We start from the raw sequence: 24,661 nt of genomic DNA, 5'->3' as shown, positions 1-24,661 counted from the left end.
AACGGCTCAGGTGTCGGCAGCCGTCGCTTCCCGCTGCCGGCCAGACGGTGCCGGATGGGCGCCGGGACCGCGGGCGGCACCGGCGTCGCGCTCCCACGCGCGGTTCTGCTGAGGCCGCGCGAAGAACAGGGCGGCCGCGAAGCCGACGATGATCACGAGAGCGGGCAGGTAGAGCGACTGCCCCATGGAGAGGGCGTACCCCGCCTTCGCCTCCTCGGGAAGGGCCGTCCCGGGGGTCGCACTGATGCCCCCACCTCCGAGATTGGCCATCAGGCGGGACTGCATCACGGCTGCGACGGCGGCACTGCCGAGGACCGCGCCCATCTGGCGAGTCGTGTTGTACACGCCGGAACCCGCTCCGGCGAGGGAGGGCGCGAGGTTGCGCGTGGCGGTCAGGGACACCGGCGCCCATATCCCGGCGCTCGAGAAGCCGAGCAGGGAGATGGGGAGCAGGAGCTGCCAGATGGGGACGTCCGCCGTGAGGATCGAGCCCATCCAGAAGAGCGCCGCGGACATCCCGGCGAAGCCGGCGATGGCGATGTACTTCGGATTGCTGCGCTGCACGTACTTGCCCACGAACGGGGCGAGGACCCCCGAGATGACGGCCATCGGGGTCAGCAGGAGGGCCGCCTGCGTGGGCGAGAGGCCCCGCACCGTCTGCGCGTAGAGCATGAGCGGCAGCGACATGGTGGTGACCGAGAAGCCCATCGCCGTGATGGACGTGTTGGCGAGGGAGAAGTTGCGGTCGCGGAACAGCTTGAGGGGAACCAGCGGCTCTCCGCGGTTGAACCTCTGCCAGGCGACGAAGGCGACGAGCAGGACGATGCCGGTGATGATGAGCGACCACACGGAGAGCGGACCTGCGATGGTGCCCCAGTCGTAGCTCTCGCCCTCCTGGATGCCGAAGACGAGGCAGAAGAGGCCGGCCGCGCTGAGGAACACCCCGAGCATGTCGAAACGGTGCGACGTCGTCGGGAGGGTGGGAACGAGGCGTGCGGCGAGGAGGAAACCCACCACGCCCACGGGGACATTGATGAAGAAGATCCATTCCCAGCCGGCGGAGTCGACGAGCACCCCGCCGAGGACGGGCCCGACGAGTGTCGCCACACCGGCCACGGACCCCCAGAGTCCCATGGCCGCGCCGCGGCGCTCGGGCGGGAAGATCCGCGTGATGACGGACATCGTCTGCGGGGTCATGAGCGCGGCGCCCAGGCCCTGCAGGACGCGGGCGATGATGAGGACCTCCACGGTCCCCGACAGTCCGCACCACGCGCTGGAGAGTGTGAAGACCACGAGGCCCACGAGGTAGACCCGTTTCGGTCCGAAACGGTCCCCGAGCCTGCCCGTGACGAGCAGCGGGACGGCGTAGGCCAGCAGGTAGGCACTCGTCACCCAGATGACGCTGTCGATGCCTGCGCCGAGCCCCTCCATGATGGCGGGCGTGGCGACGGACACGATGGTCGAATCGACGAGGATCATGAAGAACCCGATGACGAGTGACCACAGCGCCGGCCAGGGCCGGACGTCGTCCTGGAGCGGGGCAGGCGCCGCCTGGGAGGGATTGCTGGACATGGTGCAAAGGCTACTCCCACGGGCCGACACTCCGGAGGCCGTGCCCATTCGTGCGCCGCTTTGGGCTAACGCCGCCCTCTTGGGTACAGTGTTGGTGTTCGGAAGTGGTATCCGGGGCTTTAGCTCAGTTGGTAGAGCGTTTCGTTCGCAATGAAAAGGTCAGGGGTTCGATTCCCCTAAGCTCCACGGTTCGGAAGAGGCGAGGCTCCTGCAGGAGCCTCGCCTCTTCCGTTGCAGGCTGTCCGTGGAGGCCTGCCTATTCCTCGGCGGCCTTCCGCGCCCAGGGCCGTGCCGCCAGGATCCGGGCCAGGGGTCCGAGCCAGGACATCACCACCAGGAGGGTGAAGGTGCTGCTCAGTGAGGATCCGAGGGTGGTCGAGGGGACGAGCTGGTGGAAGCCCACGAGGAGGGCCGTCACCAGCAGGAGCTTCTTGAGGCCGTTGAGCACCTGCTGCGGGACAGGCCGGGGCCAGGCCGTGAAATCGACCGTTTCGGGGTTCCGGGGCTGGTCATCCGGACTCATGCGGCCCTCCTCTGCAGTGCGGCGTGGACTCCCATTATCCCCGGTTCCCGCGCCGACGTCGGCTCGGGTTCGAGAACGGCAGCGCTGGTCTCAGCCTCAGCCTCAGCCTCAGCCGAGGACGGCCCAGGCGCGGGGCGGCAGGGTCGCCCTGCCGGAGGGCGCGTCGAGGGCCGCCTGTCCGGCGAGTACGGACAGCGCCCCGGTAGCCGGGACCGGCTGGGCATCGGAGGAGAGGTTCAGCGCGACCACGAGGGCATCCGGCCCCTCGGCCGCGACGCGGTACGCGAGCACCTCGTTGGACAGCTGCAGCACCTGGGTCCTCGCGCGGTGCAGCCAGGGGTGGCGGCGCCGGACGCCGATGAGCTCCTGGTGCACGTCGAAGACGGGCCGCCCGACGGGGGAGAGGCTTCCGGGTTCGGGCGGGAAGAGCGGCCGGACGTCGTCATCGCCCCCTGCCCGGTCCTCCTTGATGCCGCGGTAGCCCTGCTCGTCGCCGTAGTAGACGGACGGCGTGCCGCCCACGGTGAGGAGGACGGCGACGGCGTGCGGCAGCAGGGCGGGGTCGGTGAGCCTGCTGGCGATCCGTGTGACGTCGTGGTTGCCGAGGAACGTGAGCGGTGCGAAGGACGCGAGCAATGCGTTGTGCCGCTCCAGCGCGGCGGCGAGTTCGAAGAGGTTGGCGTCGTTGAGCGAGCTCCACACGGCCTTCCACAGTTCGTACTGGGTCGCGGAATCGAGGCCGCCGTCCCGGACCTCGGAGGCGTAGTCGCCATGGATGTACTCCCCGACGAAGTAGGCGTCGGGGTGGGATGCGCGGACGCGGCCGGTCACGGAGGCCCAGAACCGCGCCGGGACGGCGTAGGCCGCGTCGAGCCGCCAGCCGTCCGCGCCCCGCCGGAGCCAGTGCTCCATCACGTCGACCACGAAGTCCGCGACGGCCGGTTCGTCGTGGTTCAGCGCCACCAGGTGGTGGTGGCCTTCGAAGTCCCGGTATCCCGGTTCGGTGCCGGGGGCTGCGCCGTTGGGCCAGTCCAGCGTGAACCAGGAGGCGGTCGCCGCTCCCGGACCGTCCGTGAGCACGTCCCGGAACGGGGCGAACGAACGCCCGGTGTGGTTGAAGACGCCGTCGAGCAGGATCCGGAGTCCGCGCCGGTGCGCCTCGCGCACAAGCGTGTCGAAGTCCTCCGACGTCCCGAGGCGGGCATCGATCCGGAAGTAGTCGGTGGTGTCGTAGCCGTGCGTCTCCGACGCGAACACGGGACCGAGGGCGAGGCCGGACGCTCCCAGTTCGACGGCGTAGTCGAGCCATGGCACCAGGTCCAGGAGCCGGTGCCTGCCTGCAGGCTCCGCCGTCGCGGCCTTCTCCGCCCCGACGAACCCGAGGGGATAGACGTGCCACCAGATGGCGTGCTGGACCCAGGCGGGTTCGCTCATGGGGTGTGCCCTTTCCGTAGATCCTGACCCGGCCCGCGGACAGGGCTGCGGCCGGCCCGGCCACGGGCGGCGTGCTGCCTAGCCTACGTCGAGGAGGCGTCCTCCCGAGGCGAGCTGCTGCACCTCGACGGGCTCCATCTGCGCGGCCTCGGCGATGTCGACGATCGCGGCGCCTGCGTCTGCTGCCTCGACCACGGCGGTCTCGAGTTCGTCGGTGAGCTGGTCGAGGCGCCACTGGATCGACTCGAGGTCCGCCGCGGCCGCCGCGACGCGGCGCAGGGCAGGGGACAGGGGGTGCGCGAGTTCGGCCGGCTCCTCGTGCGAGAGCTGGAAGCCGCACGAGCAGGCCCAGACGAGTTCGACGTCGAACCCGGCGGAGGGCTGCGGAATCATGCCGTAGGAGGACCCCACGTAGGAGGTCTCCCGCAGGGTCATGGGCTCGCCGCAGTGGAGGGGGGCTCCTAGTGCCGTATCTCCTGCGCCGATAGCGCTGATAGCGCCGATAGCACTGACTGTCTGCGTCATGGCTCTCTTACCTTTCGATCAAGAATACGAACCATACTGTCAACTAGTTCTACAAACTAGTTATATGCGGGCTGACATACTGCTGTCCACTCGACGGTGGCCGGACCGCCGTCCTGCCGCCCGGTAGACCTGGGCGCAGAATGCCACGAGGAGCATTCCGTGGACGGCGTCCCCGCCGTAGTACATGAGGTGCGCCGCCTGCTCCGCGTCGGGTGGCACGGCGCCCTGGCCCGCGACGGAGTAGAGCTGCTTCGACACCATCCCGTGGACCGCGATGCCGACGACGATCGCACTGCCCCTCAGCCCGGCTGGGGCCCGGTGGGGGTTCGGGTCCACGCCGACGACGGCGTAGGTGAAGAGGACGCCCGACACGAGGAAGTGGAGGTGGAGCAGCGGCCCGAGCACCGGATGATGGGCCAGTCCGAGGGCGGAGCCGTCCTGGTACAGGAGCACCAGGGGGACCGTGGTGAGCAGCGTCGCAGCCACCGGATGCGTGCCGACCCGCACCGGCATCGCACGGGCGAGCCGGCTGTAACGGCGCCCGACGGACGCGGGGACGGCGCGGAGGAACAGCGTCGCGGGAGCTCCCAGCACGAGCAGCAGCGGGACGAGCATGCCGAGGACGAGGTGGACCGCGGTATGCGCGGTGAAGCTGACGGCGGCAGCCTGTGCGAGCGGCCCGGTCGCGGTGAACCCCAGGCCGACCCCGGCCAGCCAGGCCGCGGTTCGGCGGACCGGCCATCCGGTCCGCCCCCGCAGGACCGCTCCACGGTCCGCGAGGAGGTACAGCATGGCGAGTCCCAGCCAGACGAGCAGAATCCCGGTGTCCAGGAGGAAGCCGTCGATGCCCTCGGAAAGCTGCGCCGGGTGCCCCGGGCCCGGGTGTTCAGCCACGGCGGGTCTCCGCGCGCCGTGCCGCGAGCAGTACCGAGATCCCCGCGAGCAGGAACGCGAGGGCCGCACCGTTCCACACCAGATCGTAGGGGAGCAGGTCCACGCCGTACCGGACCTCGTGCAGGTCGAGGAGCTTGTGCTGGACCAGGCCGTCGAACAGCTGGAAGCCGCCGATGCCCACGAGGATGCCACCCAGCCAGCGCCGGGCCTGGAGGGCGCCTCGCCGTCGCAGATCGGCGAAGAGGAAGAGGGATGCGACCGTCGCGAACCAGCTGACGGCATGGAAGACGCCGTCGGACACGAGGCCGGCCGCGGGCGTGGACCTGTCGTAGAAGTGGTGCCAGTGGAGGAGCTGGTGGAAGACGGCCTCGTCGATGAACGCGATGACCCCGCACCCGAAGAGGACGCCGACCAGGACGTTGCGGCGCTGGAGGGCGACAGCGGGCTGCGCGGGCGGCTGGGTGGACGAAGCGATGACGGTCCCCGTCGTCGGAGGGTGCGGACCCTGTCCAGCGTGCCAGCCGCGTGCTCGGACCGTCCAGCATTTTCCCGGTGCACCGGGAGGTGGTCAGGAGACCTTCTCGCCGTACCACCAGTGGGCGGGCTGGAGCGGTGGCTGCTGCGGCGCGGCCGGGAGTTTCACGACGACCGCGCTGGAGGCACCCGCAGTGGCGGGGCGAGCACGGATGAGGGCCATCTGGATTCCTGCGAGCAGCGCGGCAGGGATCGATACCAGCACGACGACGGCCAGCCCGTACATCGCGAGCAGCGCGTGCAGCGGTGAGGAGTAGAGACTCTCCATCCATGCGGCGCTGCCGAGCCACAGCCACAACCAGAACAGGCCGACCACGTAGAGCAGTGACCGCGCACGCCTGTAACGCAACGGAAAATGCTTCCGCCCACGTCCCATATTTCGTCTCCCCAGACTTATGTTCGGACCCGCCCCAGGCAGGCCCACTGGAGAAATACTAGACCTCGTCCGGGGCTATCCCGGCGTCCGTCATCAGAATGAGACGTGGCGGATCCAGGACGGTCGGAACCGCCGGATCCGAAGGTGCAGACCGACCGCGCCGCGCCGCCCCGCGTCAGCGCGTCACGGCGCCTTCGCGCACGTCCCCCGTCGCGTCGCCGAGCAGCCGGACGTGGTCCGGGGTGAGGTCCGCGATGCGGTTCACGCCGAGCAGCTGCAGGGTGCGCGCTGTCTCCGTGCCGAGGATCTCGATGGTGCGGTCCACGCCCTGGCGTCCGCCGGCCATCAGCCCGTAGAGGTAGGCGCGGCCGATCAGCGTGAAGTCCGCTCCCAGGGCCAGGGCGGCCACGACGTCGCCACCGCTCATGATGCCCGTGTCCAGGATGATGTCGGTCTTGCCCTTGAGCTCGGCCGCGACGCGTGGCAGCAGGTGCAGCGGGACGGGTGCCCGGTCGAGCTGGCGTCCGCCGTGGTTGGACAGGATGATGCCGTCCGCTCCGTGGTCCACGGCCTTCTTCGCGTCGTCGAGCGTCTGGATCCCCTTGACCACGAGGTTCCCCTTCCAGACGCTGCGCAGCCAGTCCAGGTCCTCGAAGGTGAGCGTCGGATCGAACATCGAGTTGATGAGGTCGGCCACGGTCCCTGAGTAGCGTGAGAGCGAGGCGAACGAGAGCGGCTCGTGGGTCAGGAAGTTGAACCACCAGGCCGGGCGGTACGAGGCGTCGAGCACGGTCTTCAGGGTCAGTGCCGGCGGGATGGTCATGCCGTTGCGGACGTCGCGGAGCCGGGCGCCGGCCACCGCGGTGTCGACGGTGACCATGAGGGTGTCGTTCCCGGCCGCGGCCGCCCGGGCGATGAGCTCCATCGAGCGGTCCCGGTCCGTCCACAGGTAGAGCTGGAACCAGTTGCGCCCGTTCGGCGCGGCCTCCGCCACATCCTCGATGGAAGCCGTGCCCATGGTGGAGAGCGTATAGGGGATGCCTGCCGCTTCCGCCGCCCGCGAGCCGGCGTACTCGCCCTCCGACTGCATCATGCGCGTGAAACCGGTGGGCGCGATGCCGAACGGCAGGGCCGAATCCTTCCCCAGGATCGGCGTGACGGTGCTGACGGTCTGCACGTTGCGGAGGATGCCCGGCCGGAACTCGAGGTCGAGGAAGGCCTCCCGCGCGCGGCGGAGCGAGATCTCGGCCTCGGCGGCACCATCGGTGTAGTCGAAGGGTGCCGTGGGTGTCCGCCGCTTGGCCACGTCGCGCAGGTCCCAGACGGTGTTGGCCCGCCGGAGCCGGGCTGCCGCACCGATCTCGGGCTTCTTGAACTGCATCAGGGGTGCCAGGTCCGCGACCCGAGGGACCCGGCGCCGAAGGGCCGGAGGAACGGGTGCGCTGGAGGATGGGTGCATGGGGTGCCTTTGCTCGTCGTCGGCCGGGATCGCGATGGCGGATCGCAATGGCGGAACCGTGGTCTGGCCACAGATCCTACGGCCTGTGGTCGGACCACACAAGCTATGCTGGCCGCATGCGCAATCACCAGGTGGTCTCGGCATGGCTCGAGCAGGAACTCGCCGCGGGGCGGCTCGCCATCGGGTCCCGGCTGCCCGGCGAGCGCACCATGGCGGAGCAACTGAGGATCTCCCGGGCCTCGGTGCGCGAGGGCACACGGGTACTGGAGGCCCTCGGCGTCGTCCGCGCCGGTGTCGGGTCCGGGCCACTGGCGGGCACGGTCGTCACGGGGAACCCCGCACTTGCCCTCGACTCCGCGCTGCGGCTGCACGTGGCAAGCACCTCCCTGCCCGTTCGGGACGTCGTGGAGACGCGCCTCCTGCTGGAGACGTGGGCGGCAGCCCACGCGTCGCCGGACTCGCCGTCCCTCGAGGGGGCGGCCCGGCTCCTCGACGAGATGGACGAGCACGACGACGGCCCGGCAGGATTCCTGGAGCGCGACGCGCTCTTCCACGTCGCGCTCGCGGAGGCGGCCGGGAACGTGCTGGTGGGAGCCATGATGGGATCGCTGCGCGGGTCCATCGAGGACTACACGCGACGGCTGACCGCAGGACTTCCGGACTGGACGGCGACGTCGGAGAGGCTCCGGCGGGAGCACCGCGCGATCCTCGACGCCGTGCTGACCGGTGACGGGGGCAGGGCTGCGGACCTGGTGCGGGATCATATCGAAGGTTTCTACCGCGAGTCGGGGATCTCCGCGTGAGGTCCGGCTGTTGACAGGGGCCCGCCTTTCCAATATGACGCACGTCACCTAGACTGCAGGAACTGTCGAGCAGGCGGCTGAGGACCCACCCGGATGTGGAGCTGACCATGGAACACTTGCCGCATATTCTCGAGCATCCCGCTGCACGTCAGGACGGGGCAGTTCCGTCGGGGGGCACCCGGCGGGCGCATCTCTCCTCCGTGCCGCAGGTCGAGGAGTCCGCCTTCCCGAGCGACCTCGCCGGGGCATCGACGCGCCACCTGAGGATGCTGTGCAACCGCACCTACCAGCTCCTCGACCTGGACCGTCCGGCCCTCGAGACACGGGAGCGGTACGACGCGCTCGTCGAGGAACTCGCGCGGCGTGAGCGCGAGGCCGTGCAGCGCGGCGACGTGGACGACGCCCGTGAGACGTTCCGCGACAACGCCCTCTTCTCCCGGTTCGAGCTGTACCGCAAGGGGATGATGGCCGGGTACGTGCAGTACGAGATGCGCGGCGGGGACATCCTCCTGCTGCACGCCGTCGTCGACCCGAAACACCGCCATCTGGGCCTCGAGCCGGTGCTGATGCAGGCCGTACTGCTCAACGTGCACCGCCGGCGCCTGGCCGTCATGCCCTGCTGTCCCGAGGCGATGGACTTCCTGGCGGCCCACCCGCAGTTCCTCTCGCTTCTTCCCGCCCAGCAGCGCCGGCGGTTCAGGCTGCTGCCGGCGTCCGGTGCCGCCGGGCAGGAGCGCCGGTGACAGCGGTCGACGTCCTGACCGAGGCGTACGGCCGGCTGCCCGACCTGGTGCGCCGTGCCGTCGACGGCCTGGATGCTGACCAGCTGTCCATCCGGCCGGGTGGGACCGCCAATTCCGTGGCCTGGCTTATCTGGCACCTCTCGCGGGTCGACGACGGCCACTTCGCGGAGGCATTCGGCCATGAGGAGGTGTGGCTGGCACACGGCTACGCCGACCGCTGGACCCTGGAGCTCGACCGGGATGACACCGGCTACGGGCATTCACCGGACCAGGTGGGCGCTGTCCGGGTCGGGTCGGCGCAGCAGTTGCTGGACTACTTCGGCGCCGTCCACCAGCTGGCCCAGAGTCTGATCGCGGGCCTTGCGGACGAAGACCTGCAGCAGGTGGTCGACGAGCACTGGGACCCGCCCGTGACGCTCCTCGTCCGGCTGGTCAGCGTGGTGGACGACGCCGTGCAGCATGCGGGCCAGGCCGCCTACGCGCGGGGGATGATCCTCGCGCGGGCCTAGCCCAGGCCCGTCTGCCGCACCGTGATGTTGAGCCGCCCCTCGAACCCGATGCCGGGAGGCGCCGTGCCGGGCAGGGTCCTGAGGACTCCGTGATAGGCGAGCCGCGAGGGCCCACCGAACACGAAGAGGTCGCCCGACCTGAGTTCCACGTCCTGCCAGGGACGGTTCCGGGTCTCGGTGTTGCCGAAGCGGAAGACGCACGCCGTGCCCAGGCTGAGGGACACGACGGGCGCGTTCACGCGTTCCTCCCGGTCCTGGTGCATGCCCATCTTCGCGGCGTCGTCGTAGTAGTTGACGAGGGCGGCATCGGGTTCGTAGGACGCGCCGGCCTCCGGACCGTAGGCCGCGGTCACGGCGTCGCGCCCCAGGATGCGGAGCACCTCGGGGAACGGCGCGACGGCGGCGCCGCCGGCGTCGTCGGCAGTGCGGCTGTACCGGTAGGGGAGCCAGTGCCAGCCGAGGCTCAGGCTCTTGACGGACATGACTCCGCCGTTCGGCAGAGTGACGGCGCGCATCGGCACAGGCCCGCTCGCCCAGGTCCGGCACAGCGCGACGAGTTCCCGCTGACGTCCGGTGTCCAGCCAGTCGGGAAGATGCACGGCTCCCGGCGCCAGCTCCCGGAGCGGGCGGGGGATCAGGGCATCGATCGGATCGGTCATCCGACCATTGTGCGCCGGGACGGGCGGCATCGGCTGCCGATGCCGGACCGTTCCCGCATCCGGAAGGCGTGATAGCAATAGAGGTGATGAAACCGCCTATCCCGCCGCCCGCACCGTGAGTGGCCGGATCCTCGCCAGGGTTCCTGGCAGCTACATCCTGCTCGCCTGCATCGGACTGGTGGCCCTCAACCTGAGGGGCCCCTTCGTGGCGGTCGCCCCGGTGGCGGACCTGATGCAGGCGGACCTGCACTTCTCGCCCGTCCTGCTGGGACTGCTCACCAGCATCCCGGTCCTGTGCTTCTCCGTCGCGGCACCCCTCGCGTCCCTGGCTGCCCGGAGGCTGGGCGCCGAATTCGCGGTGACGCTGACCATCCTCGGCGTGCTGGCCGGCGTCCTGGTGCGTTCCGCCAGCGGCCCCCTGCTGGTGGTGGCAGGCACCGTGCTGATCGGCCTCGCGATCACGGTGGGCAACATCGCAGTGCCGCTGATCATCCGCCGCGATTTCTCCCCAGCCCGGCAGGGGACGGCGATGGGAATCTACACCGCGGCACTGAACATCGGGTCGTTCCTCACCTCGGTGATTACGGCGCCGCTGGCCGACGCGGCCGGGTGGAGGATCGCTCTGGCCGCGGTCGCCGTCCTGGCCGTGGGGGCGATCGCCTTCTGGACGCTGGCAGTGGGCCCGAGGAATGCGTTCCTGGTGTCCCCCGAGGACGGCGGTGGGACGAAGCTGCCGCCCGTGGAGGGCTCGGGGTGGACGACCGCGGGCCTCGCGGTGGCCTTCGCCATGCAGGCCTTCTCCTACTACGGGGTGACCGCGTGGCTGCCCAGCTACCTGCATGACGAACTGCGGATGTCCGTCGGTGAAGCCGGCGCAGCATCCTCCATCTTCCAGATCCTCGCCATCGCGGGCGGCCTAGGGGTGCCCTTCGCTGCCAGGTTCCTGAGTACGACGGCGGTGGCCGTCATCATCGGTGTGCTGTGGACGGCCGTGCCGGCCGGCCTGCTCCTGGCGCCCCAGCTCTGGTGGCTCTGGTCCTTCGGTGGGGGCATCGCCCAGGGCGGCGGCATCACGGTGATCTTCATCGCCATCATCCGGCTCGCCCAGGACCAGGTCTCCGCCGGCCGGATGTCCGCCGTCGTCCAGGGATCGGGGTACTGCGTCGCCGCCCTGGCCCCGCCCCTGGTAGGTCTCGTCCATGACGCCTCGGGGTCCTGGACGCCGGCATTGCTGGTTCTCCTGGTCTCCGTGGTGACCTTCTTCGCCAGCAGCACGCTCTCGGTACGGCGGTTGCCGAAGGACCGCTGAGACAGCGCAGCGGGAGGAACCACGGCGTTCCTTGACCAATTCTTCGGGTTTCGCGCGGGACTGGGTTCGGGCTGCCGGGGCAGACTCGTCCCAGAAGCGCGGCGGCCCGGGGACGGCTGCTCCGCACCAGAAAGGCCGCTGCGCGTCGGGACGACCTGCAGCGGGCTCCGGTCTCAGGGGGACGCAGTAGCGATGACGAGGACACCAACCGAACCAGGACGGGACCATCCGGCCGCGGCGGACGAGCCACAGGCCTACGCGTCGGGGGGCCGGCTCGACCGCGCCGTCGGCCTGGTCATCGCAGCCATCGTGACGGCAGCCGCGGCGCTGCTGTGGTTCGCCGTGGCGGCCAAGCACCCCGAGACGACGATCGCGTCGTCGCAGGACGCCGTGATCGGCATCTGGCGCATCCTCTACAACTCCGATGCGCCCGGGACGAACACCATCCTGACCGCCATCGCGCTCGCCCTGCTGGCGGGTGCCGGGCTCGCACTGGTGGAGCGGCGCATCGCCACCACGTCGAGGCGGTCGATGAATCCGGGACACCAACCGCTTGCTCCGAAGGTGATCATGGCGGCCAACCGCGGCCGGTTCGCGGGCGAGGTCACGGTGACGGTCCTCATCCCCGCGCACAACGAGGAGGCCTCGCTCCCGCAGACGATCGCTTCCCTCAAGAGCCAGTCGCACCGGCCCGAGCGCATCATCGTCGTCGCCGATAACTGCACGGACGCCACGGTCCGCCTGGCCCGGGAGGCAGGCGTCGAGGTCATCGAGTCGGTGGCCAATACGAAGAAGAAAGCCGGCGCCCTCAACCAGGCGCTGAAGGCGATCCTGCCGCAGCAGGGTGACAACGACGTCGTCATGGTCATGGACGCCGATACCCAACTCGACGACGGCTTCCTGGCCGGCGCTGTGGCACGCTTCGTCGGTGACCGTGCGCTCATGGCCGTGGGCGGGCTCTTCTACGGCGAGCGGGGCCACGGCCTGATCGGCCAGTTCCAGCGCAACGAGTACATCCGCTACTCACGCCAAATGCGCCGTCGCCGTGGACGTGTCTTCGTCCTCACCGGCACCGCCTCGCTGTTCCGTCCCGTGGCGCTGCGCACGATCGCCGAGAGCCGCGGTACGTCGATCCCGGGAGCGGCCGGTGACGTCTACGACACCGCAGCCCTGACCGAGGACAACGAACTCACCATCGCCATCAAGTCACTTGGCGGGCTCATGATCTCACCGCAGGAGTGCACCGTCGTGACCGAGCTGATGCCCTCCTGGCGCACGCTGTGGAACCAGCGCCTGCGCTGGCAGCGGGGTGCCCTCGAGAACATCGGCGCCTACGGGGTCACCGCTCCCACGATGCGGTACTGGGCGCAGCAGCTCGGCATCGGGTACGGAGTGATCGCCCTGGGCGCCTACCTCGCGCTCATCACGCTCACCGTCGTCTCGCTCGAGACCTGGATCTGGTTCCCGTTCTGGCTCGGGCTCGGCCTCCTCTTCACCGTCGAGCGGGTCCTCACGGTGTGGAACGGCGGCTGGAAGGCGCGGCTGCTCGCCGTCACGCTGTTCCCGGAACTGATCTTCGATATGTTCCTGAACCTCGTCTACATCAAGGGCATCATCGACATCTCCTTCGGCCGCCAGGCCAGCTGGAAGCATCTTCCCCATGCCGCTCCGGCGGCCGAACCCTTCCTCCAGGAGGCCTGACCCGTGTTCCCTACAGCAGCCGGACCCATCATCCCTGCCGGCATCCTCCTGCCGGAATCGGTACTGAGCAGCAGCGAGTTCGCCGTCCTCGCGGCGTTCGTGGCCATCAACACGGTCGTCTACGCCTCACTGGCGCTGGCCAACATCCTGCCCAGGATCTATCCCTCGGACTGGGTGACCAGCCGCAACCGCCGGACCGAGACCCGCAGTATCTATCCGGACTCGCAGGTCTGAGCTCAGAACCGGGATCGCCCGGTCCCGCACCCGTCCCTCAGCGCAGCGGGTCCTTCTCCCCGGCCTCGATGGGCGCGTCGACGACGTTGGCACTGACCGGCATGGGGCAGGTGCCGTACGGGGTGAAGGCGCTGGGATAGTTGATCGCCCGGTTGAAGTCGAGGAGCACCGTCCCATCCGGGCGCGGACGGCGGGCGGCCACCTTCCGCCAGGGAGCGGTGGCCGTCCCGTTGGTCCGGTCGTGGAATGGAATCGCGAGCGAACCGGCGTCCTCCTGGGAGGCGTGGAGCCGGAACTCCCTGTTCTCTCCCGGAAGGGAGAAGACGACGTCGCCCACTGTCGAAGAGGTCCCGGGGACGTCGGGATGTGCCGTCCGGATACTCTCCTCGCGCGGTGCGTCATACGGTTCGAAGCGTCCCGTGACCACGAGGTCGGGGTTGTAGTCGAAGACGGGCACCCCGGTGAACGCGGTCAGCGCCGGCGACTCGGCGTCCCTCGTCCGGATCGCGTAGCGGCCTGCGCGGCGTGCCAGCTCCACCACGACCCGGCGGCCGTCCGCACCCCCGTGGGCGACCCACATCAGTGACTCCTCATCGGCCAGGACCGCTGTGAGCGTGCCCTCCACGAGCCGGCCGCTCGCCGGTTCGGTGAGGGCGTCCGCGGAGTGCGCGGTCAGGCTGGCGGTGTCGCCCGCAGCCGACCAGAGACCGGGAACGAGCTCGAGGGCTGCAGGTTCGTCGCCGAGCCACTGGAAGGACGTGAGCGTCAGCCAGCCATGCGGTTCCGCAAGGGCCTTGTTGCGCGCCTGCCGGAAATGCAGCCACCGTTCCTCGGCGGTCCGGGTGGTGGCGGTGGTCGTGGTCATCGTGTCCTCCTTGGCTCGGCTGCCTGCACCGCGTAGAACCCGGAGGGAGCCGTCGGCATTCCCCGCCCCGGCCGCTCCAAACATCCTGCCGGAACGTCGCGCGCGGACGTCCCCGGTCTGCCCTAGCAAGGCGGGAGGAAACCGTCCACCCTGGAGGGGTCTCCGCCTTCTGATGCTTCCGCGGCGCTTCCTCTGGGACGATGCGAACGGGCGGTGGGGCTCCGGAGGGGGATCCCGGTGTGCGGGTCCACTCCGGGTGCCGGACGTGGGGTATCGCCTGGGTGGCTTGAACAGGAGGAGGCAGGATGAGCGATGGACCAGGAGTTGCGGCGGTAGTGGACGACGACGACACGAGCGATGACACGAGCGACGCCGTCGGGGAGGCTGCCGGCGGGACCGGGGCTGCGGAACCGACCGATGAGCCGACCGATGAGCTGACCGACGAGCCGACGGACTCCCCGGCGGATACGCCCTCCGTCGAGGGCGAGGAGCAGCCCCCGGTCCCCGTTCCGACCCCCGACGGCGACGGCGAGGAGCACGTGCTCCTGCCCCATCCCGACCAGCCCACCTGGCGCGAGGACTACCCCTACGACACCCGGATGACGGAGCGCGAGTACCAGAAGGCCAAGAGGGCGCTGCAGATCGAGCTGCTCAAGATGCAGGGCTGGGTCAAGGCCAACCGCACCAAGGTCGCCGTCCTGTTCGAGGGACGCGATGCGGCGGGCAAGGGCGGCACGATCAAGCGGTTCACCGAGAACCTCAATCCTCGCGGTGCCCGGGTGGTCGCCCTGGACAAGCCGAGCGAGAAGGAACAGACCCAGTGGTACTTCCAGCGCTACATGTCCGTGCTGCCCTCGGGCGGTGAGATCGTCCTGTTCGACAGGTCCTGGTACAACCGGGCCGGGGTGGAACGCGTCATGGGCTTCTGCACGCCCACCGAGTACCTGGAGTTCATGCGGCAGGCCCCGGAGCTGGAGCGCATGCTGGTGCGCAGCGACACCCACCTCATCAAGTTCTGGTTCTCGGTGTCCCGCGAGGAACAGCGGCGCCGTTTCGCCCAGCGCCACACCGACCCCGTCCGCCGCTGGAAGCTGAGCCCCATGGACCTCCAGTCACTCGACAAGTGGGACGAGTACACGGAAGCCAAGGAGGCCATGTTCTTCTACACCAATACGGCCGATGCTCCGTGGACGGTGATCAAGAGCAACGACAAGAAGCGGGCCAGGATCGAGGCCCTGCGCTATGTCCTGTCCGTACTCGACTATGACGAGAAGGACCCCGACGTGGTCGGCACACCGGACCCGCTGATCGTGGGGACGGGGCCGCACTCGCGCGTCTTCGAAGCGGACGAGCAGTCCACGCGCCTGTTCCCCACGCTGTAGTCCCCACGCTGTAGCCGGCCGGGCCCTCCGCGTCAGCTGCTGTAGGTGGAGGCCGAGAATCCCGCGAACATGAGAACGATCAGGAGGATCCCGAACAGGATGGCGATGCCGTAGAGCGCGACGTTGATCCAGCCGAGCACTTTTCCGGCCGTTGCCGGGACGCCCAGGCGCTCGGCCTTCTTCGCCTGCCAGATCGCCAGCGGTCCCAGGATGATCCCGGCCACGAAGAGTCCGACGATCCCGAGGATGAGGGAGGTCTGGGCGGCCTTCTCTCCCTCGATGGACCGGTAGGAGGGGAAGTACCCCGGCTGATAGGCGCCCGGCTGCCCGGCCTGGTACGGGGGGTAGCCGCCCTGGCTTTCGTACGCACCCCCGTCGTACGGCTTCGCATGGCTGCCGGAGAACGGGCGCTCGCTGGGGTAGGGCTCCTGGGACATGGGGTTCCTTCTGCTGGCAGAGACGGATGGTGCCCCCTGGAACCGCGGTTCCAGAGGGCACCATTGTCTCGCGCAGCGGCCGCCGGCGCACGTTCGCCGGGAAGAGGCGCGGCGAAGGGGTCAGACGTGCTCGTGCTGCCGCACGCGGAGGCGCGAGTGGCGGTTGCCGTAGGCGAAGTAGACGGCGAAGCCGATGACCAGCCAGACGGCGAAGAACAGCCACGTGATGGTGGCCAGATTGAACATGAGGTAGAGGCACAGGGCGGCGGAAGCGATCGGGATGACCTTGCCGAACGGGACGCGGAACGCCGGCTCGAGGTCCGGGCGCTTCCGGCGCAGCACGAGGATCCCGAGGCTGACCGTGATGAAGGCCGAGAGCGTGCCGATGTTGATCATCTCCGCGAGCACCTCCACCTGCGTGAAGCCTGCGAGCAGGGCGACGACGACGCCGCACAGGATCTGCGTGCGGGCGGGCGTGGCGTGCTTGTCCGAGGTGCGGCTCAGGTCGCGGGGGAGGAGGCCGTCCCGGCTGAGCGCGAAGATCACACGGGCGAGTCCCATGAGCAGCACCATGATCACCGTGGTCAGCCCGATGAGGCTGCCCAGCGAGATGATGCCGGCAGCCCAGTCGGCGCCGACGAGCTGGAAGGCGGTGGCCAGTGACGGTGCTCCGGACGCCCCGAGCTCCTTGTAGGACACCATGCCGGTCACCACGAGGGTCACGAGGATGTACAGGATGCTGACCACGATCAGCCCGGCGAAGATCCCGCGGGGAAGCGTGCGGCTCGGGTTCTTCACTTCCTCGGCCGACGTGGCGACGACGTCGAACCCGATGAATGCGAAGAAGACGAGGGCGGCTCCCGAGATGATGCCGGTGAAGCCGAAGGCCGCCGGGGAGGCGCCACTCAGGAAGGAGAGGAAAGGCTGGTCGGCCCAGCTGGCCCCGCTCTCGGCGGCAGGCTCTGCGGCGGGCACGAAGGGGGCGTAGTTCTCGGGGCTGACGTAGAAGAAGCCGACGACGATCACGAACAGCACGATGCCGATCTTGATGACGGTGAAGACGCTGTTGACCCGGGCGGAGAGCTTGGTGCCGTAGATGAGGACGGCCGTGAAGATGGCGACGATCAGCAGCGGACCCCAGGTGAGGTCGAGGCCCAGGACGCTGATCTCGGCGGGGATGTCGAGGTCCAGGACGCTGAAGAGGTCGCTGAGGTAGACGCCCCAGAACTTCGCGATGACGGCCGCCGCCATCAGCAGTTCGAGGATCAGGTTCCAGCCGATGATCCAGGCGAGGAGCTCACCCATCGTGGCGTAGGTGAAGACGTAGGCGCTGCCGGCGACCGGGAGCGCCGTCGCGAATTCCGCGTAGCACATGATGGCGAGCGCGCAGGTGATCGCGGCGAGCACGAAGGAGATGGTCACGGCGGGTCCGGCGTTGAAGGCGGCCGCCTGGGCACCAACCGAGAAGATCCCGGCGCCGACGGCGACGGCGACGCCCATGATCATGAGGTCCCAGGTATTCAGGGAACGCTTGAGGCCGTGTCCCTTTTCGTCGGAGTCCTTGATCGACTGCTCGATGGACTTGGTCCGGAAGAGGTCCATTGGGGGTGCTGGTCCTTCACTTGTGGGGGGCGTGGTGAGGGCCTCCCGCTGGTGCGCGGGAGGCCCTCATAGAGGATAGGAGGTGGCGGGTCCCGCCGCACATTCGTGACCGTGCGGGGGGAGCCGTCCGTCCGGACGGGGAGGGTTAGGGCTCGCGCCTGAGGAGGGCGTGGCGGGGGCTGTCCGGGTTCATCAGCGAGTGCTTCCGGCTGTAGAAGAAGTAGACGGCCAGGCCGATCAGGAGCCACACGAAGAAGCGCAGCCAGGTCTCCCAGTGCAGCTGGAGGATCAGGAACAGCGACGCGACGACGCCGAAGGCGGGGACGACCGGCATCAGCGGCAGCCGGAAGGTGCGGGGCACCTCGGGCCGCGTGCGGCGCAGCACGATGACCGCGATGCAGACGACGATGAACGCCGCGAGGATGCCGATGTTGGTGAGGTCCGCGACGGCGCGGATGGGGAAGACGCCGGCAAGCAGGGCCGAGGCCACGCCTGCGATCCAGGTGACGCGCTGGGGCGTTCCGTGCCGGTCCGTCGTCGAGAACCAGGCCGGAAGGAGCCCGTCGCGGCTCATCGAGAACCAGACGCGCGTCACGCCGAGGAGGAAGGTCAGCATGACGGTGAGGATGGAGATCACGGCGAAGGCCGAGATGATCGTGGCGATGACCGGAAGGCCCACGGACTGGAAGGCGGACGCGAAGCCTGCCGTGGGGCTGATGTCCTTGTAGTTCTGCATGCCGGTGAGGACGAGGGTCGCGAGGACGTACAGCACCATGGCGATCAGCAGGGACAGGAGGATGGCCTTCGGCATGTGCTTCTTGCCATCGGTGGCCTCCTCGGCGGCGGTGCTCATGGCGTCGTAGCCGAAGACCGCGAAGAAGACGGTGGCCGCACCCGTGAACACGGCGCCGAAGCCCGAGGGCAGGAACGGCGAGTAGTTCTCGGCGTTGACGTAGAAGAAGCCGAGGCCGACGATGCCGAGGATGAGCAGGATCTTGAGCCCAACCGCGACGAGCTCGAACTTGCCGAAGGTCTTGGTGCCGCGGCTCAGGATGAACGTGATGAGCAGGCACACGACGATCGCGGGGATGTTGACCACGCCGCCCTCGATGGTGTCCGGCGTTCCCTGCATCCACGTCGGCACCGTGACGCCGATGCCCGACATGAACTCCGTGAAGTATCCCGAGATGCCGATGGCGACGACGGCCACGATCGCGGTGTACTCGAGCAGCAGGTCCCACCCGATGAACCACCCGATGATCTCACCCAGGGCCACGTAGCCGTAGGTGTACGCGGAGCCCGCGCGGGGGATCATGCCCGCGAACTCCGCGTAGGACAGGGCGGCCGCGGCGCTGGCGAGTCCCGCGACCAGGAACGAGATGAGGACGGCCGGGCCGACGGGCGCACCGTCCTCCCCGCCGTTCGCGACGAGTCCCGCGAGCGTGAAGATGCCGACGCCGATGATGCCGCCGACACCGATCGCCGTCAATTGCCACAGGCCGAGGCTCTTGAAGAGGCCGGTGCGGCCCGACTCGTCCTCGACATTGTCAATGGGTTTGCGCCGCAGGAGCGATTGCGAGCCCTGCACGCCTGAGCTGTCCGACATCGGGATCCATTCATAGGAGGGAGAGTGCGTTCCGCACCTGCCAAGTATGGAGGGGGCTGACCATCAGCGGAAGTCGGCATTATCGAAGGGAAACCGTCGGTTCTGCTTAACCATCCCCCGGCGTCGGGCGGCGGAGCCCGGTCAGGACGAGGCCGAGGTACCGTTCGAACTCCCCGTCCGCTGCACCGACCCCGGGCGCGGGACGGTCGGGTGCGAGGGAGCCGAGCATCCGGATGAGGACGAGCAGGTCCCTCCCGGTGAGGTCCGGCCTCGCCGCCCCCTCGGTCCTGAGTCGGAGGGCCAGCTCCTCGGCGGCCGGGGCGATGCGTTGGCGGAGCACCGCGAGCCCGGCCGATACGAATCCGGAGTCGTGCAGCAGCTCTCGCAGGCCGCGGTCCTCCAGCTGCATCCGGGCGATGGCGCCGACGAAGGACCGCACCGCACCCCACGGATCGGGAGTCGCGAGCGCCTCCGTCGCCACCGCGTCGACGTCGTCCACGCGCTGTTCGAGGATCGCTTCGATGAGTGCCCGGCGGTCCGGGAAGCGGCGGTAGACGGTGCCCACCCCCACCCCTGCCTCCCGTGCGATGTCCTCGAAGCCGCACTCCGCTCCATGCACGGCGAACATGCGCCGCGCCGCGGTGAGGACCGCCGCACGATTGCGTCGGGCGTCCCGCCGTAGCGGGCGCACGGCGGCCCCTGCCGGGGGCGATTCAGGCGGAAGCGTCACGGAGGGCCGACTTGCGCAGGCGGAACGTCAGGAAGAGCCGGTGGGCGGTGATGACGACGGCGAGCCATGCGACGCCGAGCGTCCAGGCCACCAGCACGTCCGTGAGCCAGTGGTGGCCGAGGTAGACGCGGCTGAGCCCCATGGTCACCGCGAACAGGACGGCGAGCACGATGGTGAGGGCCCGGGTGCGCTTGCGGTGCTGCCGCAGTACGAGGAGGTAGGCCACGATACCCGCGATGACGACGGCGTTCAGCGAGTGTCCGCTGGGGAACGACGGCGAGGATTCATAGGGTGGGACGGCGAGTTCGATCGGGGGCCGCAGGCGCCCGATCGCGTCCTTGCCCGCAATGGTCATCAGCAGGGAGCCGAAGGCCGCTGCCGGCAGGAGGATCACGGGAGTCCAGGACCTGCGGCTGACCGCGAGCAGCACCATGATCGACACCGCCAGGATGGGCATCCCGATCGGCCCGCCGATGTTCGTATACCCAGTGATGAAGGCGTTGAGCCAGTCCTGGCGCAGGGACACGGCGAGGTCGAGGGCCGGGTGGTCGAGGGCGGCGACCCCGTCGGCATCCACGACGGACTCGTACACCTCCGCAGACGCTGCCGTCAGCGCCGCCGCGACCCCTCCGCCGATGGTGATGATGAGCAGGAGGGCCGTATGGGGTCCGACCCACCGCGCGAGGGGGCGGACGCACCGGACGAGCAGGCGGCCGATCGGCGACGACCACCGCGTGAGGTCTCGTGGTCCTACGTACTGGTCCTGGTGGGCTGGCATCCCCTGACTCTATGCCGTGGGTCCCGGTGGGCAGGTCGGGGCCGGCCCTCCCGGGCGCGGCTTGACGGGTCGGATTCGGTGGATCTGCCCATGCCGGCAGGCGGCCCGGTTAGGCTGGCCGCATGAGTGAGCCAGGCCTGATCCGCGATGTCATCCGGAGCGTCCCCGTCTTCCCCGAGGAGATGCCGCCCTTCGACCCCGGGGCCGCGCCGGCCTCGCCGGTCGACCTCTTCGTCGAGTGGCTGAAACGCGCCGTGCAGGACGGCATCGCCGCGCCCCACGCGGTCAACCTCGCGACAACAGGCGAGGACGGCGGGCCGGACGCGCGCGTTGTGATCCTCAAGGACGTGACCTCGGCCGGGTGGCAGGTGGCGTCCAGCATGGACAGCCCGAAGGGCCGGCAACTGAGGAAGCACCCGGCGGCGGCGCTGACCTTCTTCTGGCCGGCGGCCGGCCGTCAGGTGAGGATCCGGGGGTCCGTCTCGACCGGCACCACGGAGGAGAACGACGCCGATTTCCAGCGCCGCCATCCCGTGGCCCGTGCGCTGGTCCTCGCCGGCAGCCAGAGCGCGGTGCTGCGCAGCCGGGAGGACCTCGAGGCGGCTGTCGAGGAGCAGGTGCATCGGATCGAGGCCGCGGGCGGTCTCGCCTCGACCACCTGGACGGTCTTCACCGTGGCGCCGGACGCCGTCGAATTCTGGCAGGCGGACCAGGAACGCAGGCACATCCGCCTGCTCTACACGCGGTTCGGGGAGGGCTGGCGGCGGGAGCTGCTCTGGCCCTGAGCCCCCTGCCGTGCGCCCGGGGTCCCGGCGACCTACGCTGCGACCGATCCCGCGGCCGGTTCTCCGACCCGCACGCGGAGCTTGTGCACGAAGTCGAGCTTGGCGATGACGGCCGGCGGCAGCACGAACGGGTAGAGGTCGTTGGCGCCCATGCTGCGGTTCACCTGGTTGAGCGCGACGGAGAGCGGGATCCAGGTCTCCCGGACCACGTCACCGAAGTCCTCGGAGCTGTTCGGGCCGGGACCGGAGGCGAGCCCGTACTGCAGGGCGGTGTCCACCGTGTCACAGATGTGCAGGTAGTGCGCGAACGTCTCGGCGAAGTCCTCGTACGGGTGCATCGTCGCGTACTGGGAGATGTGCTCCTTCTTCCAGCCCTCGGGAGCTCCCTCGTCGTAGTGCCGCTTGATGGCGTCCTTGTAGCTGGCGCGGTCGTCGCCGAAGATGCTGCGGGCACTTTCGGTCAGTGCGGGATCGGAGAAGATGAGCGCGCCCTCGAAGTAGTGGCCGGTCTCGTGCCGGAAGTGTCCCAGCATGGTGCGGTAGGGCTCCTCGAGCTTGGCCCGCATCTTCTCGCGGTGGGAGTCGACGGTCTCGGCCAGGTCGATGGTGATGAGGCCGTTCTGGTGCCCGATCACCACTTTCTCCTCCACGCTCGAGAGCAGGTCGAAGGCGAGTCCCCGCTCCGGGTTCTGGATCCTGTCCTCGATGGGCAGACCGAGCACGTCGAGTTCGTAGATCAGGTGGCGCTTCGAGCGTTCCGCGTCGAGGAACTGGGCGAGCCCGGTGGTGTCGTGGTCCTCGGGCCGGGACCGGGTGAGGTTGCAGCTGAAGCATTCGTCGCCCTCCTCCCGTACGAGCCAGGTGCACCCCGACAGCTTGAGGTTGGTGCAGCGCCGGAGGAGCTGGCCTTCGAGGTCGCGGTACGCGCCGTCGCGGTCCAGGGGCGTGATGGCGCGCTCCCCACGGTGGAAGCCGAGCTGCGTGCCACAGGCGAGGCACTGGGAGTTCTCGAAGAACAGGGGCGCGTCGCAGACGGCGCAGGTGAAGCGTTGCATGGGATTCCTGGGTTCGGGGGCGGTTGGTCAGGCGAAGAAGACGATGCGGATCAGTGCTGCGGTGCCGATGACGAGGATCGTGGCACGCAACGCGACGGGGGAGAGCCTGCGGCCCACGCGGGCGCCGAGAAGGCCTCCCAGGGTGGCGCCGACGGCGATGAGGAGCACGAGGGACCAGTTGATGGACTCCCAGGCGAACACCATGAAGGTGATGGCAGCGACCCCGTTGACGGCTGTGGTCAGCACGTTCTTGATGGCGTTGATGCGCTGGAGGCTCTCGATCGTGACCATGCTCATGAGGCCGACGATCAGGATGCCCTGGGCGGCGCCGAAGTAACCCCCGTACACGCCCAGCACGCCGATGCCGGCGAGCAGGAGCAGGGACCGACGGCGGGACGGCCCTGCATCGGGTGCGCTCTCCCCGGCCTTCGCCGCCGCGGCCCGCTGGACGCGCGGAGCAAGAGCCACCATGGCGAGGCCCACGAGGATGAGGATGGGCACGATCGCCTGGAAGGCCTCCGCCGGCAGGACGAGCAGCAGCAGCGCTCCCGCGACCCCGCCGAGGACGGAGAGGGGCAGGAGCCGCAGCAGGAGGCCCCGGTTCGCGGCGATCTCCCGGCGGTAGCCCCACGAGCCGGACAGTCCGCCGCCCACGAGGCCGATATTGTTCGAGATGTTGGCGACGATCGGCGGGTAGCCGAAGAGCAGGAGGGCCGGGAACGTCACCAGGGTGCCGGAACCGACGACGACGTTGATCATGCCCGCCCAGAAACCGGCAGCGAGGATCACGGCGATCTCGAGCAAGCGTGGGTGTCCTCTCGGTTGTGGGCGCGGGCGTCCGGCCGTCCCGCAGCAGCGCCGTCAGGAATGCTGGGCCGCCGGGCGGGAAGGGCGCCCTGCCAAGGATATGCCGTGCGGTCCTCCCGCCCGGACGGCCCGGGCGCTCAGGTGTCCTCGCGGTTGGGGCTCTCGAGGATGAAGAAGTTGGACTGGTTCCCGTCCTTGCGCTGCTCCTGGTAGATGAAGTTCAGCCGGCGTTCGTCGAAGGTCCGGAACCATTCCTCCCAGCTCACGTGGCGCAGCTTGTCCGTGTCCTCGTTGAAGTCGAAGCGCAGCACCCCGAGATCGTCCCCGTGTTCCGTTCCTTCCACGGTGGCCGGCCGGGCGTTCCGCGCCTCGGCCCACTGCTTGATGACCTCGTGGTGCGTCGTGGGGGCCAGGTGGTGTGTCGAGGGATTCCGGCGGGAGCTGCGCCGGCATCAGTGGCCGAAGGCGTCCGAATCCACGATCTCGGCACTTCCCGTGTCGAGCAGGTAGATGCTGGCCAGTTCGGCGCCCGAGAGTTCGAAGTCGAAGATGCCGAGGTTCTGCGCGAGCCGCTGGGGGTTCGACGACTTCGGGATCGCGACCATGCCCTGCTGCACGTGCCAGCGCAGCACCACCTGTGCGGGCGTCCTGCCGTGGGCCTCCGCGATGGCGACGATGCCGGGATCCTCCAGCAGGCCGCTGCCCGGGCCCAGTGGGCTCCAGGACTCCGTCACGATCCCGTGCTCGTTGTGGAACGCGCGCTCCTCGATCCGGGGGCGTTGCGGGTCGAGCTGGATCTGGTTCACGTCGGGCACGATGCCGGCGTCGAGAACCTGCTGCAGGTGGGCGGGCTTGTAGTTCGACGTTCCGACGGCGCGCACGAGTCCCTCCTCCATCAGTTTCGCAATGCCCTCTACCGCTTCGACATGGCGACCCTGGTCCGGGTTCGGCCAGTGCACGAGCAGCAGGTCGACGTAGTCGAGGCCCAGCAGCTCGGTGCTGGCCTGGAAGGCCCGGCGCACGCCGTCGAGGCTGTGGTGCTCGCTGTTGAACTTGGTGGTGACGAACAGCTCCTCGCGGGGAACTCCGGACCGGCGGATCCCCTCGCCCACACCCTTCTCGTTGCGGTAGTTCTCCGCCGTGTCGATGAGCCGGTACCCGGTCTCGATGGCGAGGCTGACGGTCTCCGCCGCCTCGTCGTCGTTCAGCGGCCAGGTGCCGAGGCCGAGGAGGGGGAGGCGGGCGCCGCTGCGCAGCTGGACGGTGGGGGCGAGTGCCATGGTGGGGCTCCTGCTCGAGGGGGCGGTGTCAGCCCCCAGCTTTTCCCGCAGGCCACCAC

At 69.3% G+C, this 24,661-nt stretch carries 27 protein-coding genes and 1 tRNA gene; 9 read left to right on the top strand and 19 right to left on the bottom strand.

Features of this window, described 5'->3' with window-relative positions; genetic code table 11:
- Window positions 1-6 precede the first annotated feature (6 nt).
- Window positions 7-1,572, bottom strand: a complete 1,566-nt coding sequence (locus ACX80I_RS12185) for a DHA2 family efflux MFS transporter permease subunit (RefSeq protein ID WP_459345384.1) — start codon at window positions 1,570-1,572, stop codon at window positions 7-9.
- A gap of 113 nt (window positions 1,573-1,685) precedes the next feature.
- Here ACX80I_RS12185 and ACX80I_RS12180 point away from each other — a divergent pair.
- A tRNA-Ala gene (locus tag ACX80I_RS12180) sits at window positions 1,686-1,758 on the top strand.
- A 70-nt stretch (window positions 1,759-1,828) separates the two neighbouring features.
- Here ACX80I_RS12180 and ACX80I_RS12175 read toward each other — a convergent pair.
- The 7 genes from ACX80I_RS12175 to ACX80I_RS12145 all read right to left on the bottom strand — a co-directional run bounded on the left by ACX80I_RS12175 (window position 1,829) and on the right by ACX80I_RS12145 (window position 7,317).
- Window positions 1,829-2,095 carry a hypothetical protein gene (locus ACX80I_RS12175; protein WP_459345383.1) on the bottom strand — a complete coding sequence of 89 codons (267 nt, stop codon included), beginning with the start codon at window positions 2,093-2,095 and terminating at the stop codon, window positions 1,829-1,831.
- 108 nt (window positions 2,096-2,203) lie between these two features.
- On the bottom strand, window positions 2,204-3,529 hold the full coding sequence (locus ACX80I_RS12170) for an alpha-amylase family glycosyl hydrolase (RefSeq protein ID WP_459345382.1): 1,326 nt from the start codon (window positions 3,527-3,529) through the stop codon (window positions 2,204-2,206).
- Window positions 3,530-3,607: 78 nt separating this feature from the next.
- Window positions 3,608-4,054 carry a hypothetical protein gene (locus ACX80I_RS12165; protein WP_459345381.1) on the bottom strand — a complete coding sequence of 149 codons (447 nt, stop codon included), beginning with the start codon at window positions 4,052-4,054 and terminating at the stop codon, window positions 3,608-3,610.
- A 60-nt stretch (window positions 4,055-4,114) separates the two neighbouring features.
- The gene (locus tag ACX80I_RS12160; protein WP_459345380.1) at window positions 4,115-4,948 is read right to left on the bottom strand and encodes a cytochrome c oxidase assembly protein; all 834 of its coding nucleotides are present in this window, start codon (window positions 4,946-4,948) and stop codon (window positions 4,115-4,117) included.
- A complete protein-coding gene (locus ACX80I_RS12155) occupies window positions 4,941-5,363 on the bottom strand; it encodes a DUF2243 domain-containing protein (RefSeq protein WP_459345435.1) in 423 nt (140 codons plus the stop codon). Before ACX80I_RS12155 ends, ACX80I_RS12160 begins: the two co-directional genes overlap by 8 nt.
- A gap of 153 nt (window positions 5,364-5,516) precedes the next feature.
- The gene (locus ACX80I_RS12150) at window positions 5,517-5,831 is read right to left on the bottom strand and encodes a hypothetical protein (RefSeq protein WP_459345379.1); all 315 of its coding nucleotides are present in this window, start codon (window positions 5,829-5,831) and stop codon (window positions 5,517-5,519) included.
- 202 nt (window positions 5,832-6,033) lie between these two features.
- The gene (locus tag ACX80I_RS12145; protein ID WP_459345378.1) at window positions 6,034-7,317 is read right to left on the bottom strand and encodes an alpha-hydroxy acid oxidase; all 1,284 of its coding nucleotides are present in this window, start codon (window positions 7,315-7,317) and stop codon (window positions 6,034-6,036) included.
- Window positions 7,318-7,433: 116 nt separating this feature from the next.
- On the opposite strand from ACX80I_RS12145, the gene ACX80I_RS12140 reads away from it, so the two are divergent.
- The 3 genes from ACX80I_RS12140 to ACX80I_RS12130 all read left to right on the top strand — a co-directional run bounded on the left by ACX80I_RS12140 (window position 7,434) and on the right by ACX80I_RS12130 (window position 9,372).
- Window positions 7,434-8,120 carry a FadR/GntR family transcriptional regulator gene (locus tag ACX80I_RS12140; protein ID WP_459345377.1) on the top strand — a complete coding sequence of 229 codons (687 nt, stop codon included), beginning with the start codon at window positions 7,434-7,436 and terminating at the stop codon, window positions 8,118-8,120.
- Window positions 8,121-8,227: 107 nt separating this feature from the next.
- Complete coding sequence (locus ACX80I_RS12135) at window positions 8,228-8,863, top strand: GNAT family N-acetyltransferase (RefSeq protein ID WP_459345376.1); 636 nt, start codon at window positions 8,228-8,230, stop codon at window positions 8,861-8,863.
- Window positions 8,860-9,372, top strand: a complete 513-nt coding sequence (locus tag ACX80I_RS12130; RefSeq protein WP_459345375.1) for a mycothiol transferase — start codon at window positions 8,860-8,862, stop codon at window positions 9,370-9,372. Before ACX80I_RS12135 ends, ACX80I_RS12130 begins: the two co-directional genes overlap by 4 nt.
- Here ACX80I_RS12130 and ACX80I_RS12125 read toward each other — a convergent pair.
- A complete protein-coding gene (locus ACX80I_RS12125; RefSeq protein ID WP_459345374.1) occupies window positions 9,369-10,031 on the bottom strand; it encodes an alpha-ketoglutarate-dependent dioxygenase AlkB family protein in 663 nt (220 codons plus the stop codon). The genes ACX80I_RS12130 and ACX80I_RS12125 overlap by 4 nt on opposite strands.
- A gap of 115 nt (window positions 10,032-10,146) precedes the next feature.
- Here ACX80I_RS12125 and ACX80I_RS12120 point away from each other — a divergent pair, with 115 nt between their 5' ends.
- From ACX80I_RS12120 to ACX80I_RS12110, 3 genes are all read left to right on the top strand, one after another.
- Window positions 10,147-11,340, top strand: a complete 1,194-nt coding sequence (locus ACX80I_RS12120; RefSeq protein WP_459345373.1) for an MFS transporter — start codon at window positions 10,147-10,149, stop codon at window positions 11,338-11,340.
- 192 nt (window positions 11,341-11,532) lie between these two features.
- Complete coding sequence (locus tag ACX80I_RS12115; protein WP_459345372.1) at window positions 11,533-13,041, top strand: glycosyltransferase family 2 protein; 1,509 nt, start codon at window positions 11,533-11,535, stop codon at window positions 13,039-13,041.
- A 3-nt stretch (window positions 13,042-13,044) separates the two neighbouring features.
- Window positions 13,045-13,275, top strand: coding sequence for a hypothetical protein (locus ACX80I_RS12110; protein WP_459345371.1), 231 nt, complete (start codon window positions 13,045-13,047; stop codon window positions 13,273-13,275).
- Window positions 13,276-13,312: 37 nt separating this feature from the next.
- On the opposite strand, the gene ACX80I_RS12105 is transcribed toward ACX80I_RS12110, so the two are convergent.
- Entirely contained in the window at window positions 13,313-14,140 is an 828-nt protein-coding gene (locus ACX80I_RS12105; protein WP_459345370.1) for a DUF1684 domain-containing protein, read from the bottom strand.
- A 305-nt stretch (window positions 14,141-14,445) separates the two neighbouring features.
- On the opposite strand from ACX80I_RS12105, the gene ppk2 reads away from it, so the two are divergent.
- Window positions 14,446-15,522, top strand: a complete 1,077-nt coding sequence (gene ppk2, locus ACX80I_RS12100; RefSeq protein WP_459345369.1) for a polyphosphate kinase 2 — start codon at window positions 14,446-14,448, stop codon at window positions 15,520-15,522.
- 32 nt (window positions 15,523-15,554) lie between these two features.
- On the opposite strand, the gene ACX80I_RS12095 is transcribed toward ppk2, so the two are convergent.
- From ACX80I_RS12095 to ACX80I_RS12075, 5 genes are all read right to left on the bottom strand, one after another.
- Window positions 15,555-15,959, bottom strand: a complete 405-nt coding sequence (locus ACX80I_RS12095; protein WP_459345368.1) for a DUF4190 domain-containing protein — start codon at window positions 15,957-15,959, stop codon at window positions 15,555-15,557.
- Window positions 15,960-16,079: 120 nt separating this feature from the next.
- The gene (locus ACX80I_RS12090) at window positions 16,080-17,561 is read right to left on the bottom strand and encodes an APC family permease (protein WP_459345367.1); all 1,482 of its coding nucleotides are present in this window, start codon (window positions 17,559-17,561) and stop codon (window positions 16,080-16,082) included.
- Window positions 17,562-17,706: 145 nt separating this feature from the next.
- Entirely contained in the window at window positions 17,707-19,167 is a 1,461-nt protein-coding gene (locus ACX80I_RS12085) for an amino acid permease (RefSeq protein ID WP_459345366.1), read from the bottom strand.
- Window positions 19,168-19,273: 106 nt separating this feature from the next.
- Window positions 19,274-19,858, bottom strand: coding sequence for a TetR/AcrR family transcriptional regulator (locus ACX80I_RS12080; protein WP_459345365.1), 585 nt, complete (start codon window positions 19,856-19,858; stop codon window positions 19,274-19,276).
- Window positions 19,859-19,880: 22 nt separating this feature from the next.
- On the bottom strand, window positions 19,881-20,675 hold the full coding sequence (locus ACX80I_RS12075) for a phosphatase PAP2 family protein (protein ID WP_459345364.1): 795 nt from the start codon (window positions 20,673-20,675) through the stop codon (window positions 19,881-19,883).
- Between the two features lie 122 nt (window positions 20,676-20,797).
- Here ACX80I_RS12075 and ACX80I_RS12070 point away from each other — a divergent pair, with 122 nt between their 5' ends.
- Entirely contained in the window at window positions 20,798-21,460 is a 663-nt protein-coding gene (locus ACX80I_RS12070; protein ID WP_459345363.1) for a pyridoxine/pyridoxamine 5'-phosphate oxidase, read from the top strand.
- Window positions 21,461-21,492: 32 nt separating this feature from the next.
- On the opposite strand, the gene ACX80I_RS12065 is transcribed toward ACX80I_RS12070, so the two are convergent.
- The 4 genes from ACX80I_RS12065 to ACX80I_RS12050 form a co-directional block, all read right to left on the bottom strand.
- Complete coding sequence (locus tag ACX80I_RS12065) at window positions 21,493-22,515, bottom strand: zinc-binding metallopeptidase family protein (RefSeq protein ID WP_459345362.1); 1,023 nt, start codon at window positions 22,513-22,515, stop codon at window positions 21,493-21,495.
- 27 nt (window positions 22,516-22,542) lie between these two features.
- Window positions 22,543-23,319: a sulfite exporter TauE/SafE family protein gene (locus ACX80I_RS12060; protein ID WP_459345361.1), complete on the bottom strand. Its 777-nt coding sequence runs from the start codon at window positions 23,317-23,319 to the stop codon at window positions 22,543-22,545.
- 140 nt (window positions 23,320-23,459) lie between these two features.
- Complete coding sequence (locus ACX80I_RS12055; RefSeq protein ID WP_459345360.1) at window positions 23,460-23,666, bottom strand: hypothetical protein; 207 nt, start codon at window positions 23,664-23,666, stop codon at window positions 23,460-23,462.
- A 108-nt stretch (window positions 23,667-23,774) separates the two neighbouring features.
- Window positions 23,775-24,602, bottom strand: a complete 828-nt coding sequence (locus ACX80I_RS12050; RefSeq protein WP_459345359.1) for an aldo/keto reductase — start codon at window positions 24,600-24,602, stop codon at window positions 23,775-23,777.
- Between the last annotated feature and the right edge of the window lie 59 nt (window positions 24,603-24,661).

The organism is Arthrobacter rhamnosi, from assembly GCF_054510855.1.
This window is presented reverse-complemented; position numbering and strand designations above follow the sequence as displayed.

Bases quoted from the DNA above. Each gene is read 5' to 3' on its own strand.
- ACX80I_RS12185 (WP_459345384.1), bottom strand. From the start codon at position 1,572: ATGTCCAGCAATCCCTCCCAGGCGGCGCCTGCCCCGCTCCAGGACGAC.
- ACX80I_RS12175 (WP_459345383.1), bottom strand. From the start codon at position 2,095: ATGAGTCCGGATGACCAGCCCCGGAACCCCGAAACGGTCGATTTCACG.
- ACX80I_RS12170 (WP_459345382.1), bottom strand. From the start codon at position 3,529: ATGAGCGAACCCGCCTGGGTCCAGCACGCCATCTGGTGGCACGTCTAT.
- ACX80I_RS12165 (WP_459345381.1), bottom strand. From the start codon at position 4,054: ATGACGCAGACAGTCAGTGCTATCGGCGCTATCAGCGCTATCGGCGCA.
- ACX80I_RS12145 (WP_459345378.1), bottom strand. From the start codon at position 7,317: ATGCACCCATCCTCCAGCGCACCCGTTCCTCCGGCCCTTCGGCGCCGG.
- ACX80I_RS12140 (WP_459345377.1), top strand. From the start codon at position 7,434: ATGCGCAATCACCAGGTGGTCTCGGCATGGCTCGAGCAGGAACTCGCC.
- ACX80I_RS12135 (WP_459345376.1), top strand. From the start codon at position 8,228: ATGGAACACTTGCCGCATATTCTCGAGCATCCCGCTGCACGTCAGGAC.
- ACX80I_RS12125 (WP_459345374.1), bottom strand. From the start codon at position 10,031: ATGACCGATCCGATCGATGCCCTGATCCCCCGCCCGCTCCGGGAGCTG.
- ACX80I_RS12115 (WP_459345372.1), top strand. From the start codon at position 11,533: ATGACGAGGACACCAACCGAACCAGGACGGGACCATCCGGCCGCGGCG.
- ACX80I_RS12105 (WP_459345370.1), bottom strand. From the start codon at position 14,140: ATGACCACGACCACCGCCACCACCCGGACCGCCGAGGAACGGTGGCTG.
- ppk2 (WP_459345369.1), top strand. From the start codon at position 14,446: ATGAGCGATGGACCAGGAGTTGCGGCGGTAGTGGACGACGACGACACG.
- ACX80I_RS12095 (WP_459345368.1), bottom strand. From the start codon at position 15,959: ATGTCCCAGGAGCCCTACCCCAGCGAGCGCCCGTTCTCCGGCAGCCAT.
- ACX80I_RS12090 (WP_459345367.1), bottom strand. From the start codon at position 17,561: ATGGACCTCTTCCGGACCAAGTCCATCGAGCAGTCGATCAAGGACTCC.
- ACX80I_RS12085 (WP_459345366.1), bottom strand. From the start codon at position 19,167: ATGTCGGACAGCTCAGGCGTGCAGGGCTCGCAATCGCTCCTGCGGCGC.
- ACX80I_RS12075 (WP_459345364.1), bottom strand. From the start codon at position 20,675: ATGCCAGCCCACCAGGACCAGTACGTAGGACCACGAGACCTCACGCGG.
- ACX80I_RS12070 (WP_459345363.1), top strand. From the start codon at position 20,798: ATGAGTGAGCCAGGCCTGATCCGCGATGTCATCCGGAGCGTCCCCGTC.
- ACX80I_RS12065 (WP_459345362.1), bottom strand. From the start codon at position 22,515: ATGCAACGCTTCACCTGCGCCGTCTGCGACGCGCCCCTGTTCTTCGAG.
- ACX80I_RS12050 (WP_459345359.1), bottom strand. From the start codon at position 24,602: ATGGCACTCGCCCCCACCGTCCAGCTGCGCAGCGGCGCCCGCCTCCCC.